Below are 14,175 nucleotides of genomic sequence, written 5' to 3'. Positions count from 1 at the left end.
GGTCTTCTGCAAAACGCTTCAGCTAAAGCCGACGGCGAGCAAGCAGCGTGGAGTCGTGAGCGTTGATAGACGTTCCGTCGCGGGTCATCTTTCGTGGCCGCTGCTCGACCACGAGGGCCTCGAAGTCTTCCGGTAGGCCGGGCAGCAACTCTTCGGCAAGAAACATGGCCCTGCGCTGGCTCGCGGTCAAATGTGTGAGCTCCACGGAGGGTGCGTGGCCGACGACGAGGAGATATCCGCCGGGCGCGACGGCGTCGGCCAGCCGGCGGGTCACGTCCATCATCCCGCCGTCCGGCGCGTGCAGATAGTGGCTGGTCACCAGATCGTATGACCGCCCGGCCACCGCGATGGTCCGTGCGTCGACCCGCCACCAGTCAACCTGATCGGCGATTCCGGCTTGCTCGGCGTGCCGGGCGGCGCGTGCCAGGCCGTTGACGGAGAAATCCGCGCCGGTGACTGTCCAGCCCTGGCGAGCCAGCCAGATCACATCGCCGCCCTCACCGCAGCCGACGTCGAGCGCGGTACCGGGGGTCAGTCCGGCCGCCTCGGCGACGAGCTGCGGATTAGGATTTCCGCTCCAGAACTTCTCTTGGCCTGCGTACCTCTCGTCCCAGCCCGACGGCTCGAACATAGTGGCCGCCTCGTCTTCGGTGAGCTGATGGTGATGCTCAGTCATCGGGGTGCTTTCCTTCCCGTGCGTCGGATCGCATCGTGGGGCTCGTTGAGATTTGCGTTCACGATCCTCTTAAGGCGTCAGGCCGTGCCTGCGTGCGCCGAGCACGCACTCGGTGACTTGCCGCTCCAGTTCGGGAGTGAACGGGTATACGGCGACCGCGTTGCGCACATCCTCATGGACCAGGTCGAACCTATCGGTAAGTTTCTGATCATGTCCGACCCCGACTTCACCCCGCTTCGTGTTCCCCATCTCGTCCATAGGGTTAGGTCATTTGCCATCAGGGAGTGGGCGAAGGCACAGGGGTACCCGGTCAGCCATCGAGGCCGCATCTCACCCAACATCATTGAAGCCTTCTTCGCCGCCAATCCCGAGGCATACGAGCAGGCAGACAGGGTCGAGTGGGTCTACGCCACCGCGAGGACCCCTGGTGCGTCGCCGGAGGACTACGAATGGGAAAGGAGCAGCGGCCTCGATGACATCTACACGATCGCTTTCGTCCGCGGGCTCAACGAGCACGAGGTGCTGCGCCGACTCGGCGCCGCGGACGAGGACATTCGGCTGATCACAGACGAGGACCACTCTCTGCCGGAAGGACCGGAGGTCATCACTGTGAGGCGAATCGGGGATTGGACCATCTCGATCGAGGACTGCGGCTGGCGCGCGCAGTGGCAGGCTCTGTCCAACCTGTCTCGCGACGGCGGTGAGGTGGTGACAGTGCAGCGGCATGACTACGCCCAGCACCATGTCACCTATGCCGCCGACGGCCGGCTCATCACCGACATCAACCCGGCGTTTCCCATTGACAGGCAGGGCGCGGATCCCGACCGGCTCAATCGTCACCTCCGTGAGCTGGGCATCGATCCGGCCGCCGACGACCACATCGACAACTCCATCCCGGCGGCCCTGGCACTCGCCAGCCGAATCACCGGCGTCATGATCAGCCCACAACACCTCCGCCGCCCCATTCTCGGCGCCGCCATACCTGGTGCCCATTTCTGACCCACCCCAGCGTCGAAACGGGCCAGAAGCGGTGGTGATGCGGCGATGCCCTCACCTCGCCACAGAGCCCCTCCGAACTGTGACGGCAGACGATAGTCGTCATCTACCAGCGCCAGTTGTCACCAGATGTAGTCGGGACGCGTGCTCAGCCAGTCTTTTCGTCCTAGTGGATCTGTTCGGCGCTGAGCCCGGTTGGTACCTGTGATCCGCTACGGACCAAGCATCTGCCGTTGGCGTGCTAGGCGTCTTTTGTGGATAGACGACTGGCGGAATCACCCCTCGTTACGGGGTTCTCCGGTTCACGCCGAGTGAGCACCAAGGGGGCGTCCTCGGTGATGGCGACCGTGTGCTCGGAGTGGGCCGTACGTGAGCCGTCGGCCGACCGGATGGTCCAGCCGTCGGCGTCGTAGACGATCCGGTCGGTCGTGCGGGCGAACCAGGGTTCGAGCGCGAGGGTCAGGCCCGGCCGGAGCGTAAGGCCGCGCCCTGCCCGGCCCTTGTTCGAAACGTGGGGCCCCTCGTGCATGGTGCGGCCAATGCCGTGGCCACCGAACTCGTTGTTGACCGGATAGCCGTAGTCGTGGGCTACCGCCCAGATGGCCGCCGAGATGTCACCCAGGCGATTGCCCGGACGCGCCACCTCGATCGCCGCCTCCAACGCTTCCTCGGTGGCACGGATGATCCGCAGGTCCTCCTCGGCAGCAGTGCCAACGACGACCGTGCGCGCCGAGTCGGCCACCCAGCCGTCGACGCTGACCGCGAGGTCCGCGCTGAGTACGTCGCCGTCACGCAGCGTGTAGTCGTGGGGTAGGCCATGCAGGACGGCGTCGTTGACCGACAGGCAGATGACGTTGCGGAACGGGCCGCGTCCGAAGGACGGCGCATAGTCCCAGTAGCACGACTCCGCCCCGCGCCGTTTGATCATGCCGCGCACGTGGTGCTCCAGGTCCAGGAGGTTGACGCCCACGTCGGCGAGCCGGCCGACCTCGGAGAGCACCTCGGCGACGAAACGTCCGGCCACGTGCATGCGTTGGATCTCCGCAGGCGTCTTCAGTTCAATCACGATTACCTCGCGTCACAGGGTGTTGGTATAGTTATACCGGAACCTTAACACTTGCCGGTATAGTAATACCAACCCTATTCTGGGAGCATGGTCCGCCAACCGCTCACGCCTGAGCAGATCGAAGCCGGCAGGCGTCTCGGCGCCCTGCTGCGCCACGCGCGAGCGGGACGCGACCTAGCGGAAGTCGCGCACGCGGCCGGCATCTCGCCGGAAACCCTGCGCAAGATCGAGACCGGACGACTACCCTCTCCCGGATTCGGCACGATCGTCTGCCTCGGTGAGGCACTCAACCTGCCGGTGCAGGAGTTGGCAGCCACCTGGCGCGGCAGCTACCTACCGCTGGAAGCCGTCTTGTAGCCGCTGCTCCACCCGTCCACGGAACTGGCCGGCACCATCGCAAAGTGACAAGTAGTACCTGTACCTGGCGCCGACCATCGCTGGAAACGATGAGCGGAATCCCATGTCGCAGTGACCTTCTGATGACAGATATCGCTTGTAGTCACACGAACCATGCTCGGATCGCACTGTCACTTTGAATGTCGTTCGGGCGTCCTGATTAGATGCTGACCAAAACGACAGTGCCCAGGCCGGACTCAAGCCTCGCTGTCATGTTCGGCGACGCCAGACACCATCGGAGAGCCCGGTGCGGAGTCGTCCCCACGCCGGTTCCCGGGATCCGCGCCAGACCATACAAGGGGAACCTCGACCTGACCGCCCAGTGAGCGAGCCACGAACGACCAGGCTTCCGGCGGCATGGGACGCCAAGGAAATGACGTCGATCTGGGGCCTTGTCGCGACTCGGGGAAGGGCCGCGTGGAGGTCACCCGCGAGAGGCGGACGACCAATCCTTCCACGATGGCTGGCGAGCCGGGTCCGCCGCTCCGTAGCGGTCGCCCTGCGGCGCGGGCAGGGCGTCGAACTCGGCCAGATCCGCCGGGCTCAGCTCGACATCCACCGCTCCGGCGTTCTCCGCGAGGTACTTCGAGGTCTTGGTCCCCGGGATGGGAACGACGTACCGCCCCTGGGCCATCACCCAGGCGAGCGCCACCTGGGCCGGGGTGGCGCCGATGCGCTCGGCGATCTGACGCACCCGGCCCGCGATGGCCAGGTTGGCGCGCAGCGCCTCCTGCTGGAAGCGCGGTAGTCGCCGCCGGAAATCCTCCTCGGGCAGGTCGTCGAACGAGGAGAACCGCCCGGTGAGGAAGCCCTTCCCCAGGGGCGAGTACGGCAGGAAGGCGATGTCCTGCTCCTGGCAGTAGGGCAGTACCTCGGTCGTCCAGTCCCGGGTCCACAGCGACAGCTCGGACTGCACCGAGGTCACCGGGTGCACCGACTGCGCCCGCTTGATCTGCTCCACCGTCACCTCGGACAGGCCGATGTAGCGCGCCTTGCCCGCCGCCACGGTCTCCGCCAGCGCTCCCCAGGTCTCCTCGATCGGCACCTCGGGATCCACCCGGTGCAGCTGATAGAGGTCCACGTAATCGGTGCCGAGCCGGCTCAGGCTCTCGTCGATCGACCTCCGGACGTGCTCCGGGCGGCCGTCCAGGCCCTGAACGGGGTTGCCCTCGGAGTCCCGGGTGAGGGTGCCGACCTTGGTGGCCAGCACCGCACGCTCCCGATGACCGCCGGCCAGCGCCCGACCGATCAACTCCTCGTTGGTGAACGGCCCGTACACGTCCGCGGTGTCGAGCAGCGTCATGCCCTCATCGAGCGCCTGGTGGATCACCGAGACCAGCGTGGCTTCGTCCCGCGGGGTCGCCAGGTCGTAGCTGAAGCTCATGCCCATGCAGCCCAGCCCCAGAACGCCGACCACGGGGCCCTCGGGCCCGAGCGTCGTGGTACGCATTGCCCGCCCTCCTCATAGACGATGCCTCAACGATACGGGGGAATCCCGAACCGGGCCCGGGCGGTCGCGTCGGGGTCGCCGCGGCGCGCCGCCACGCGGGCGTCGAGCGCCCGAGACACCGCCTTTCGTTGGGGCACAAGAACCATGCGTTGGCCCGAAAGACAGCGCCGGCGTCGCGCCCGAGAGTGGATCGCAGCGGGCGGCGGCGATCGTCCACGCGTCCATCGCAGTGAGGAGATGTTCCATGAGCAGTGGAGCAGTGAGAAACGCCGTGCTCGTCCACGGAGGATTCGTCGATGGATCCGGCTGGCAGCCGGTCTACGACCTCCTGGTCGCCGACGGCTTCCGCGTCACCGTCGTGCAGAACCCGACCCTGTCGTTGGAGGACGACGTGCGGGTCACCCACCGCGCGCTCGACGCGCAGGACGGCCCTGCGGTACTGGCCGGCCACTCCTACGGCGGCGTCGTCATCACCGAGGCCGGCACGCATGACAAGGTCGCCGCGCTGGCCTACATCGCCGCGTTCGCCCCGGACAAGGGCGAGTCGGTCAACAGCCTCATCGCCGATCCCCCGCCGGGTGCCCCGGTCCCGCCCATCCTGCCGCCCCGAGACGGCTTCCTCTTCCTGGACCGGGAGCGCTTCGCGGCGTCCTTCGCCGCGGATCTGCCTTCCGGGCAGGCGGCGTTCATGGCCGACTCCCAGGTGCCGTGGGGCGTTGACGCGCTCGGCGGGGCCGTCACCGAGCCCGCCTGGCCCGCCAAGCCCTCGTGGTACCTGGTCGCCACTCAGGACAGGGCCGTTCCACCCGCTGACCGGCGTGCTCCCCGGCTGAATTAGGCCGCCGGCGCGGGCACCCTGTCCTACGCTGGCGGCCTTGCCATCCGCGGCGGCGCGGCCAGACCCACCTACCACTCCTTGGAGACCTCATGACCTTGACCCCGCAGGTGCCTACCGTCCGCGGCACGGTGGCCGTGGATGATCTGGGCACTGTACTGATGCACGAGCACGTCTTCGTCCTGAGCGAGGAACTACGGCAGAGCATGCCGGAAAGCTGGGACGAGCAGCGGCGCGTCGACGACGCCGTGGCCCGGTTGACGGCTCTGGCGGCGACGGGCGTGTCCACGATCGTCGATCCGACCGTCATCGGCCTCGGTCGGGATGTCCGGCGCGTCGCGTCGGTCAACCGGCACGTGGACCTCAACATTGTGGTCGCGACCGGCCTTTACACACTGGGGGACGTGCCGTACTACTTCCGCTACCACGGGCCGGGCACCCTGCTCGGCGGCCCCGAGCGCATGACCGAGTTGTTCGTCCGAGAGCTCACCGAGGGCATCGCGGGCACCGGCATCAGAGCCGCGTTCCTCAAGTGCGCGATCGAGGACGAGCTCACGCCCGGCGTGGAGCGGGTGATGCGGGCCGTGGCGCAGGCGCACCTCAGCACCGGCGCGCCGATCACCGTCCACACCAGTGCGCACGCCCGCACCGGCTTGATCGCGCAGGAGATCCTGCGCAGCGAGGGCGTGAACCTCGGCGCGGTGGTCATCGGGCACAGCGGCGACACAGCCGACCTGGACTACCTGCACCAGCTCATCGACAACGGCTCCTACATCGGCATGGACCGCTTCGGTCTGGACGTCCTGCTGCCCACCGACCAGCGGGTGGCGACCGTTGCGGCTCTTGCTCGGCAAGGACTGGCCGACCGAATGGTCCTGTCACACGACGCGTCGTGCCACATCGACTGGTTCCCTCCGGGCGTGCGCGAGCAGGTCGCGCCGAACTGGCACTACACCCACCTGCACGAGCAGGTGCTTCCGGCGCTGCTCAGCGCCGGGGTCACCCAGACGCAACTGACCACGATGCTGGTGGACAACCCGCGCCGGTACTTCAGTCCGGCCGAACACTAGCGGCACCGCGGTGTGTCTCGACGGCCCCCACGGAGGGAATCGGGGCGACCGCGTTCCAGGAGTACATATGTCTAATCGTAATCAGGGCGATCGGCGGCGCGACCGTCGTCGATGACGCCATGCTGTCGATGGACCTACACCTGCGCGAGCAGGGGATGAGCCTGCGCGCCACCCGTCGGCGGCGACCGTCCTGCACATGCTGCGCGACCACGACACCGCGACCCTCAGTCGAAACGGTCTTCTCCGCTTTCAGCGAGCGGTCCAGACCATGTGCGACATGTTTTGTTCACTCAGAGTAGCTGTATGTATACTCTCGGTAGATCATTGAGGTCATCGGGAGGATCATCGTGAAGCGAATCGCCCTCGTCCCCGTCATCTCCGCCGCCATGGTCGCGGTCATGGGAAGCGCCGCCTACGCCTCACAGTACGTGGCCTACGAAGGGCCGGGCTTCACCGGCCGGTCGGTGGTCATCGACCGGTGCGGCCCGTCCAACATCCCCTTCCACGGGTCGTACAAGTGGTACGGCGACGGCCAGAGCGGCCGGATGTACAACCAGCCCGACACGCAGGGTGTGATGCACTTCGAGCTGCCGTCCAACCGCAACGCGGAGCAGAGGACGCCCGTCGGCTGGAAGAGCATCTTCATCGTGTGCTGACGCCCGGAAGGCGGACGGGCCGGGCGCTCACCGAGGCCGACAGGTCCTGCACCGGCCCCTCTCCGTCAGACTTCAGCGAGATATTGGGAGGTTGCAGCTTCCCATTCCACCGTCGTCATGCCGGGTGCATCGGCCGGGTCCCCTCGATCTCGCCGGCACTGTCCGCTCGGGCGGGTAGTAGCAGGGCGGTGACGACCACGGCTACGGACAGCACCGCGCCGATGATGAAGGCCAGCCGCATGCCGTCGAGGTTGGCGAGCGCCTCCGTGGCTCCCGCGGATCTCAGGGCATCGGCTCGCGCGCTCATCACGGTGATCACGAGCGCGGTGCCGATGGCCGCGGAGACCTGCTGCAGCGTGCTCAGGATCGAGCTGGCGTGGGAGTAGAGCGGCGGCGGAACCGCTCCGAGCCCGAGGGTGAATACCGGGGTGAAGGTCGCGGCCAGACCCACCATCAGCAGCGCGTGCAGACCGAGGAGCTGCCAGAACGGCATGGTCATCGTGACCTGGGTGAAGCCGGTGAGCGCGAGCGCGATCCCGATCGCGCCGGGGATGACCAGAACCCGGCCGCCGAACCGGTCGAACAGGCGGCCGACGGTCGGACCGAGCAGCCCCATCGCGAGGCTGCCCGGCATCACGAGGAGTCCGGTCTGCAGGGGGCTGAGCTCACGGACGTTCTGCAGGTACAGCGGCAGCAAGATCATCGATCCGAGCATCGCCATGAAGGCCACCGACATCAGGATCAGCGCGATCGTGTAGGTGCGGTGGCGCAGGGTACGCAGGTCCAGCAGCGGCACGCCGCGCTTCTGCAACGACAGCTGGCGGGCGACGAAGACGGCGATGGCCACCAGGCCGGCCGCCACGATCGCGGCGGCGACGCCGACGTCACCACCCTCGAACCAGCTGAGCCCGTAGACCAGGCCGCCGAAGCCGGCAGCGGCGGTCACCACGCTCAACCAGTCGATGGTGCTGAACTGGGGCTCTCCGACGTTCTTGAGCTGCTTCAGGCCGCGCCAGGTGATCACGGCGGCGATGGGGAGCACCACGGCGAACAGCAGCCGCCAGGACCCGAATTGGAGGATCACCCCCGAGACCGTCGGGCCCATGGCGGGCGCGACCGAGATGGCCAGGGAGACGTTGCCCATCACCCGGCCCCGGTCCGTCTCGGGCACCACCTGCATCAGCGTGGTCATCAGCAGCGGCATCATCACAGCCGTCCCGGACGCCTGGATGATGCGGGCGCCCAGCAGCACCTCGAACGACGGCGCGACGGCGGCCAACGCCGTGCCGAGCAGGAACAGGCCCATCGCGGTGGTGTACGCGCTGCGGGTGGACACCCGCTGCAGGAACCATCCGGTGATCGGGATGACAGCGGCCATGGTCAGCATGAAGGCGGTCGAGAGCCACTGCGCGGTCTGCTCGGTGATGTGCAGCGCGCTCATCAGCCGCGGGATCGCGTTGATCATGATCGTCTCGTTGAGGATGACCACGAATGTGGCGAGCACCAGCAGCCGGATCACGGCCGGGGTGCGACCGGAAACAGCGGTCGCGGGCTTGGCGGGTGAATCGAGCTGTGGGCTGGGCACGGCACCTCAATCGGGGTTGTCGGACATGACGTGGTCATGGCTGGTGTCTCAGCCTTGGGTCTCACAAGAAGTTGTGGCCATGCAAAGACTGACCGGCACCACCGACAAAACTCATCGCCCGCCCCCAGCATTCCGGCAAGTGATGTGAAATGTCACCCAGTTTTCACCGGCGGACGACGATCTTCAGATCACGCGAAGGAGCACCCGAATCGCTGTCGATCGACACCGACGAAGGCCTTCCAGGATCCTCCTGGGAGACCTTTCGCGGTGAGTCTCGCGGATTCACCACTCGGGAAGCTCGTGCGCGTCGGGACAGAGCATGATGATCTTTTCCAACAACTCAAGGCCGTCCGTCTGCACGTCCCAGCGGCCGCTGTCGAACGCTCGGATCCTCACCTCCGGCGCCGACGGACTGTCGCCGTAGCCCACCAGCTCTCCGTCGATGAGCTGACAGTCCCCGCTGAACAGGTCGATGAGACGACTCGTGGTCACCAGTGAGTTCGCCGTGGCCTCGACGATCGCTTCAGTCTCCGGAGAGACGAGCCAGTCGAGGAAACCGAGGTCCACGTCCTGAAGCAAGGTCCTGCCCCTTGGTCCGGGTAACCCGCTAATCCGCAGGGAAGGGCGGATGCCTCGTCAGCGGCGTCTCGCCCTGCTCAGATCGCGTAAGACGGTGTTGCTGTATGGGCCGCTGCGCACCCCTTCCGTGAACGCAACCGGGACGGGGTTCACTTCATCGGTTCCATGCCTTCCGGTAGAGCCAGGATGCCTACGTCGGGTCAGTCCGCGGGGGCCGGTTCGACATGGTGATCGTTGTAGGGGTACTGGTCATCGCCGTGATCGACGATGGTGCTGCATCGGTACCGGACAAGCTCGATCATCGACGCCGAGTCGAGGTCCTCCTCGTCGTCTCCCCCCTCGTAGTCACTCGGATCCAGGACCTCGTCCACGTTGTAGTGCAACCGGCCGTCGATCAGGTAGTCGCGGCGGAAGCCGGTCGCCCACTGCGAGTTGTGTCCCCACCCGTGCGAGGGGTCGTTGGTGGATCGTGACCGGCGCCAGAAGGTCCAGTACAGGGTGGATCGGTCGGCGACCCCCGCGACCAGATGTCTCGCCCCGGCGGTGACGACCACCCCGGCCCGCGTCAGCAGCATCGAGCCCATCATGTAGCCGGGCCAGCGCTCCTCAACGATCGAGGGCGGCTCGCCGGGGTCACCGGCCTGCCGTACCTCGACGATCTCGTGGAAGAACGGGTGGAACCCCCGCCGGCCGATCCGGTCCGCGCCCAGTGCCTCGCAGAAGGCGGGATAGACGCCGACCGGCGGGTACCACGCGTCCGGGGCCGCTGCCGGATCGTCCGCGGGATCCTGGTAGTTCAGGATGAGCAGGTCGAGGATGCGGCTCACCGCGTACAGCCGTACCAGCGGGCTGTAGCCCCACTCGGGAGGTGCCCCCAGGGGGATCAGGTGACTTTCCGGCCGGCCCGCCCCCTGTACTTCCGCCACGTGCGCCGGATGCTCGTCCAGCCACCGTCGCAGCTCATCGACCAGCCCGGTGTTCTCACCTCCGTGACGGAGGGTGTTCTCGTACAGGGCACGCCAGTCGTTATCCAAGTAGACATCGTCGTTCATGCGCCCCAGAGTCCTGTGAGACGACGCTTTCCGGCATCCGCTGCGAGGATGACCGAGACGGAGGATTCGAGGACTCTCTTCCGTTGCCCGGACCATGCGCCCCGGTGCTCCGGGAACATCGGCGGATCCAGGACAAACCCGTGAGAACGCCAGGAAGAAACGGCAGGCGAGGTGAGCAGGCCCCACCTCAGCGCCACCGGCGGCATGACCCTCCGATTTTCAGATGGGCCGATCGCGCAGCTCAGATGTCGAGAACCGTGGTCAGAGGGGTGTGGACGGCGACATGAGTGTGCTCGCGAGTGGGGGCGTTACTGTCGGTGCCGCTGTCACCGCCCTTTCGGGATCATGACGTCTGTCCGCTACCGTCGCCCGAGTCGATCTACTGGCGAGAGTCGGGAACGGAAAGGGAACCGTGGCTGAGGCATCGCATGCGCAGATGCGCCTCCCAGCAGGGGCGCTCCGCGTCGGGGCGGTCCTGGCCGCCTCCGGGCCGGTCATCCTGAGAGTCTTCCGGCTCGGCCCGGCGGACATGAACGGAATGATCTGCTGGGGAAAGATGGACGTCAGCCCTTTCCTCCCGCCAAGAAGCATCGGGTGGGAACTGCTGTCGTGGGTCGAACTGCTGCTCCCGGTGGTCTTGGCCGGGCTTCTGTTGCACGCCTCGCGCCGGACCACGAGCCTGGGAGTCACAGTGGTCTGTGCCGTCCTCGCATTCCGGCTGCTCGCGATGTCCTTCTCGGCTGACATTCATCCTCTCACCGGCCAGCCTCTCCCCGTCGGGGGACCCTGGCCACCGGTCATCTGCTACTCCGCAACCATTACCGCGCTGCTCCTGGCGGCACGCTCCCCCCTGCCCCCGGCACGAAAGGGGACCCTGCTCTGGGCAGCGGCCGCCGTGGCGGCCGCCTGGACGATCGGCCGGCTCTCCCTCCGAGACGGGGACTCTCTCCCCTCCTTCGGCTGGGTCGCCTACATACCCTCGGAGTCACTGCTGTGGGGGCAGCCCGGAATGTGGTCCTGCAAGGCCGACGCGGACGGCCTGTTGATCGTGCTCCTCGCCTTGGCCGCGGCAACCGGCAGCGTCCTGCCGGACCGGCCGCGACGCCGCGTCGCCCTGGGAATCGGAGCGCTCCTCGCCCTCGCCGCCTTCGAAGGATTCGTGGCGGTTCTCATCCTCCTGGACGGCGCAACCCTCGGAGACGAACTCCACCTGGACGCGACCATGATGATCCGGTGGCATCTGCTCGTCGCAGCGATGTTCGTCGTCGCGACCACTTTCCGGAAGCAAGCACCCTCCGCCAAGTGGCCGCTTACCCGGGCGCCCGGCGCGGGGAGTTGCTCAACCTACGTTGGTCAGACGTCGACCTCGACGGCAAGCAGATCACCATCACCGGATCGGCCGCCTTCATCGACGCCGAACGCATCGAGGGAACCACCAAGAGCGGCCGGAAGCGCATCGTCAGCCTCGACGACGGAACGATCAGGGTCCTGAAGGCGCAGCGGAGCAAGCAGGCGGCCGGGCAGGAGTGGCGAGGAACGGATGACCACGTGTTCACGACCGGCTGGGGTGAACCGATCTCCATCCCGACACGGTCAGCTCGCTCACCGCAACCATGATCCGGCGCTACAACAACCCGGCGAAGGAGCCCAAGCCCAAGGAACCACTCCCGCACGCCCGTTTGCACGATCTCCGGCACATCCACGCGACGACGCCCCTCTTGGCCGGCGTCCCCGTCCATGTCGTCGCGGCCCGACTCGGTCACGCCGCCCCGTCCATCACGCTCCGCGTCTACGCCCACGTGATCTGAGCGGCGGAAGCCTCCGCGGCCGACATCTTCGCCGAGACCATCGGGGAGTAGGAAGGATCGAACCCCAAGCGCGACCCAGTAGGCCCGTTACGGCATTTCGCCTAGCGGGTCTGCTGGTGTGTCGTCGCCTGTTGGCATCTGGCGGAGCCAGGCCGAATGGGATAAGAATTCCAAGATCAGATCTTGGAGGTTGTTCCTGTGGTGTCCACGGATTTGCCGTCTCAGCCACCGGTGGTGGCTGAACGCCCCCGGCCGTGGCGGCTTCAGTCGCAGGGATACGTGGCCATCCTCGGCGGGGTTGCCGCCGTCACCGTCATCGCGCTGATGAACGCCGCTCGCCTCGATGTGCCGAAGAGGGGCAGAGTACTCATTGCCGGCGCCGGTCTTCTCGGACTGATCGTGAATGTAGTCATGATCTGGGATACCAGGGTGAGCCTCGACGCCTACACCGTGTTGTCAGTGTTGCTCGCACTGGTCGTTCATATCGTTCAAGTGGACGTGCAGAGACCACACGATCGGGGAGCCCTGCTGCTGTCCAGAGGGAAAGATCATGCGCCGATGTGGCTAGCCGGTGCAGTCGCCATCCTGGCCGGTGGCATACTCCAACACCTCATAGTGACGACGCTCGAAGGGTGATGGGAGCCAACCTGTCAGCAAGGGTGTTGGCAAGAAGCTCGAACGATCAAGAAATCAAGAAGGCCCCCGATGGCGTAATGCCTGTTCAGGAGCCTTCTTGCATGTGTGCGGCCGGAGGTACTCGAAACCCCAACCTTCTGATCCATAGGGGAAGATCCAACATCCTCACGTCATGCTGTTGACCAGGCGTTGGCCCGAAGACCAGAAGCGTATCGGGTTGGCGTGGGGTCACATTGAAGAGCGATCATGCTATCGAGCTGCCCCGCGCCCCTAGCCCCAGGGTTATTGACCGAGGCCGCCGAGGCCACCAAGTTTGCCGAGAAGGTCTTGAGGGTTCAGACCGAGCTTGGACAGCTGTTCCGCGTGCTGGTCGGTATCGATCTGCGGGGGCAGGCTCTTGTCGGCTTGCTGCGCCAGGGCGTTGTCGCCGCGGGACCGGAGGAGCTCAACGATTTTGGCCTTTTCGATTTGCATGAGCGATGCCTTTCTGAAGATCACGGACGTCTGAGGATCGCTGACAGCGGACGCCGGGCCATCTGACGGAAGGTGGCCACGTTGCCCCGGCCGACAGCGTTGTTTCCCCTGTGCTGACCTGCCCCGGTTTGTACGGTGCCACTCCGTGAGGTGTTTCCAGACTCCTTGAAAACCTGATCATCCTGCTTTGTGAATTCTTGGTTCGTGCCACTAGCGCCCTTCGCACCGCTCCAAAAAATACGGACCGCTTCTCGTCTGCCTGAGCACGGTGGAGCCGTACCGGGGCACGGTAGAGCCGTTACCGGGTTCGCCGAAAGCATGTATTGCCATCGCGTGGGGCGCCGGCCTTGGAGGACGCCTGTTCTACGGAACACGCGGGGACGTGCTCGCAAAGAGCACAGTCCTCCGTATCTGGCAGAAGGCCCGAGAGCTGGTCCTGAGCGCCGAGGATTACTCCTCGCCACTGGCCCGGCGCCCGTACGACCTTCGGCACGCCTGCCTGTCCACCTGGCTCAACGCTGGCGTCTCGCCGAAGCAGGTAGCCGAGTGGGCAGGCAACAGCGTGGAGGTCCTGCACCGCACCTACGAGAAGTGCCTCGTAGGGCACGACGAGATCGCCATGCGCCGGATCAGTGACGTTCTGCGCCCCGGAGCACGGGAATCCAATGGGAAATATCAGCCGGACACGACCGGGCACCCGCACCTGATCCAGAACACGAAAAAGCCCAGGTCACCGTGATGATGACCTGGGCCTTCGCACTGTGCGGCCGGAGGTACTCGAAACCCCAACCTTCTGATCCATAGTAGGGCTTGGTTAGGTGGGGATGGGCTGGGCGTGTCTGGGTAATGTGCGGCGGCAGGTGGGGCAGATCCCGGCCCAGCAGGCCAGCAGCAAC

Annotated in this window: 17 protein-coding genes; 10 read left to right on the top strand and 7 right to left on the bottom strand. The window is 66.2% G+C overall.

Annotation, left to right across the window (positions count from 1 at the left end):
• Positions 1 to 22: 22 nt before the first annotated feature.
• Positions 23 to 676, bottom strand: coding sequence for a class I SAM-dependent methyltransferase (locus tag ACWD3H_RS28740; RefSeq protein WP_451957194.1), 654 nt, complete (start codon positions 674 to 676; stop codon positions 23 to 25).
• A gap of 174 nt (positions 677 to 850) precedes the next feature.
• Between ACWD3H_RS28740 and ACWD3H_RS28735 the strand changes: the two genes are divergently transcribed.
• Positions 851 to 1,675 (top strand): DUF6461 domain-containing protein, encoded by an 825-nt coding sequence (locus tag ACWD3H_RS28735; protein WP_451957193.1) that lies wholly within the window; start codon positions 851 to 853, stop codon positions 1,673 to 1,675.
• 238 nt (positions 1,676 to 1,913) lie between these two features.
• Here ACWD3H_RS28735 and map read toward each other — a convergent pair whose 3' ends face one another.
• Positions 1,914 to 2,738: a type I methionyl aminopeptidase gene (gene map, locus ACWD3H_RS28730; protein ID WP_451957192.1), complete on the bottom strand. Its 825-nt coding sequence runs from the start codon at positions 2,736 to 2,738 to the stop codon at positions 1,914 to 1,916.
• A gap of 87 nt (positions 2,739 to 2,825) precedes the next feature.
• Here map and ACWD3H_RS28725 point away from each other — a divergent pair, with 87 nt between their 5' ends.
• Entirely contained in the window at positions 2,826 to 3,095 is a 270-nt protein-coding gene (locus tag ACWD3H_RS28725) for a helix-turn-helix domain-containing protein (RefSeq protein ID WP_355547870.1), read from the top strand.
• Positions 3,096 to 3,558: 463 nt separating this feature from the next.
• On the opposite strand, the gene ACWD3H_RS28720 is transcribed toward ACWD3H_RS28725, so the two are convergent.
• Positions 3,559 to 4,584, bottom strand: coding sequence for an aldo/keto reductase (locus tag ACWD3H_RS28720; protein ID WP_451957191.1), 1,026 nt, complete (start codon positions 4,582 to 4,584; stop codon positions 3,559 to 3,561).
• 244 nt (positions 4,585 to 4,828) lie between these two features.
• On the opposite strand from ACWD3H_RS28720, the gene ACWD3H_RS28715 reads away from it, so the two are divergent.
• The 3 genes from ACWD3H_RS28715 (at position 4,829) to ACWD3H_RS28705 (ending at position 7,145) form a co-directional block, all read left to right on the top strand.
• The gene (locus ACWD3H_RS28715; RefSeq protein ID WP_451957190.1) at positions 4,829 to 5,422 is read left to right on the top strand and encodes an alpha/beta fold hydrolase; all 594 of its coding nucleotides are present in this window, start codon (positions 4,829 to 4,831) and stop codon (positions 5,420 to 5,422) included.
• Between the two features lie 89 nt (positions 5,423 to 5,511).
• The gene (locus ACWD3H_RS28710; protein WP_355547861.1) at positions 5,512 to 6,489 is read left to right on the top strand and encodes a phosphotriesterase family protein; all 978 of its coding nucleotides are present in this window, start codon (positions 5,512 to 5,514) and stop codon (positions 6,487 to 6,489) included.
• A 347-nt stretch (positions 6,490 to 6,836) separates the two neighbouring features.
• Positions 6,837 to 7,145: a MiAMP1 family antimicrobial peptide gene (locus ACWD3H_RS28705; protein ID WP_343970830.1), complete on the top strand. Its 309-nt coding sequence runs from the start codon at positions 6,837 to 6,839 to the stop codon at positions 7,143 to 7,145.
• A gap of 115 nt (positions 7,146 to 7,260) precedes the next feature.
• Here ACWD3H_RS28705 and ACWD3H_RS28700 read toward each other — a convergent pair whose 3' ends face one another.
• The 4 genes from ACWD3H_RS28700 to ACWD3H_RS28685 form a co-directional block, all read right to left on the bottom strand.
• Positions 7,261 to 8,730, bottom strand: coding sequence for an MDR family MFS transporter (locus ACWD3H_RS28700; protein ID WP_451957189.1), 1,470 nt, complete (start codon positions 8,728 to 8,730; stop codon positions 7,261 to 7,263).
• Positions 8,731 to 9,012: 282 nt separating this feature from the next.
• Positions 9,013 to 9,309 carry a hypothetical protein gene (locus ACWD3H_RS28695; RefSeq protein WP_451957188.1) on the bottom strand — a complete coding sequence of 99 codons (297 nt, stop codon included), beginning with the start codon at positions 9,307 to 9,309 and terminating at the stop codon, positions 9,013 to 9,015.
• 200 nt (positions 9,310 to 9,509) lie between these two features.
• A complete protein-coding gene (locus ACWD3H_RS28690; RefSeq protein ID WP_451957187.1) occupies positions 9,510 to 10,361 on the bottom strand; it encodes a hypothetical protein in 852 nt (283 codons plus the stop codon).
• 985 nt (positions 10,362 to 11,346) lie between these two features.
• Positions 11,347 to 11,649, bottom strand: coding sequence for a hypothetical protein (locus tag ACWD3H_RS28685; RefSeq protein WP_451957186.1), 303 nt, complete (start codon positions 11,647 to 11,649; stop codon positions 11,347 to 11,349).
• A 14-nt stretch (positions 11,650 to 11,663) separates the two neighbouring features.
• On the opposite strand from ACWD3H_RS28685, the gene ACWD3H_RS28680 reads away from it, so the two are divergent.
• From ACWD3H_RS28680 to ACWD3H_RS28660, 5 genes are all read left to right on the top strand, one after another.
• Positions 11,664 to 11,978 (top strand): tyrosine-type recombinase/integrase, encoded by a 315-nt coding sequence (locus tag ACWD3H_RS28680; RefSeq protein WP_451957185.1) that lies wholly within the window; start codon positions 11,664 to 11,666, stop codon positions 11,976 to 11,978.
• Positions 11,975 to 12,169, top strand: coding sequence for a tyrosine-type recombinase/integrase (locus ACWD3H_RS28675; RefSeq protein WP_451957184.1), 195 nt, complete (start codon positions 11,975 to 11,977; stop codon positions 12,167 to 12,169). The genes ACWD3H_RS28680 and ACWD3H_RS28675 overlap by 4 nt, the downstream gene beginning before the upstream one ends.
• 279 nt (positions 12,170 to 12,448) lie before the next feature.
• On the top strand, positions 12,449 to 12,805 hold the full coding sequence (locus ACWD3H_RS28670) for a hypothetical protein (protein WP_355547845.1): 357 nt from the start codon (positions 12,449 to 12,451) through the stop codon (positions 12,803 to 12,805).
• 285 nt (positions 12,806 to 13,090) lie between these two features.
• A complete protein-coding gene (locus tag ACWD3H_RS28665) occupies positions 13,091 to 13,345 on the top strand; it encodes a hypothetical protein (RefSeq protein WP_451957183.1) in 255 nt (84 codons plus the stop codon).
• 316 nt (positions 13,346 to 13,661) lie between these two features.
• Positions 13,662 to 14,018 (top strand): hypothetical protein, encoded by a 357-nt coding sequence (locus ACWD3H_RS28660; RefSeq protein WP_451957182.1) that lies wholly within the window; start codon positions 13,662 to 13,664, stop codon positions 14,016 to 14,018.
• Positions 14,019 to 14,175 lie beyond the last annotated feature (157 nt).

This window comes from Streptosporangium sp. NPDC002607 (assembly GCF_053592655.1).
The sequence above is the reverse complement of the archived record's forward strand: the minus strand, read 5'-3'. Positions and strand labels throughout refer to the sequence as shown.

Bases quoted from the DNA above. Each gene is read 5' to 3' on its own strand.
- ACWD3H_RS28740 (WP_451957194.1), bottom strand. From the start codon at position 676: ATGACTGAGCATCACCATCAGCTCACCGAAGACGAGGCGGCCACTATG.
- ACWD3H_RS28735 (WP_451957193.1), top strand. From the start codon at position 851: ATGGACCAGGTCGAACCTATCGGTAAGTTTCTGATCATGTCCGACCCC.
- ACWD3H_RS28725 (WP_355547870.1), top strand. From the start codon at position 2,826: ATGGTCCGCCAACCGCTCACGCCTGAGCAGATCGAAGCCGGCAGGCGT.
- ACWD3H_RS28720 (WP_451957191.1), bottom strand. From the start codon at position 4,584: ATGCGTACCACGACGCTCGGGCCCGAGGGCCCCGTGGTCGGCGTTCTG.
- ACWD3H_RS28715 (WP_451957190.1), top strand. From the start codon at position 4,829: ATGAGCAGTGGAGCAGTGAGAAACGCCGTGCTCGTCCACGGAGGATTC.
- ACWD3H_RS28710 (WP_355547861.1), top strand. From the start codon at position 5,512: ATGACCTTGACCCCGCAGGTGCCTACCGTCCGCGGCACGGTGGCCGTG.
- ACWD3H_RS28690 (WP_451957187.1), bottom strand. From the start codon at position 10,361: ATGAACGACGATGTCTACTTGGATAACGACTGGCGTGCCCTGTACGAG.
- ACWD3H_RS28675 (WP_451957184.1), top strand. From the start codon at position 11,975: ATGATCCGGCGCTACAACAACCCGGCGAAGGAGCCCAAGCCCAAGGAA.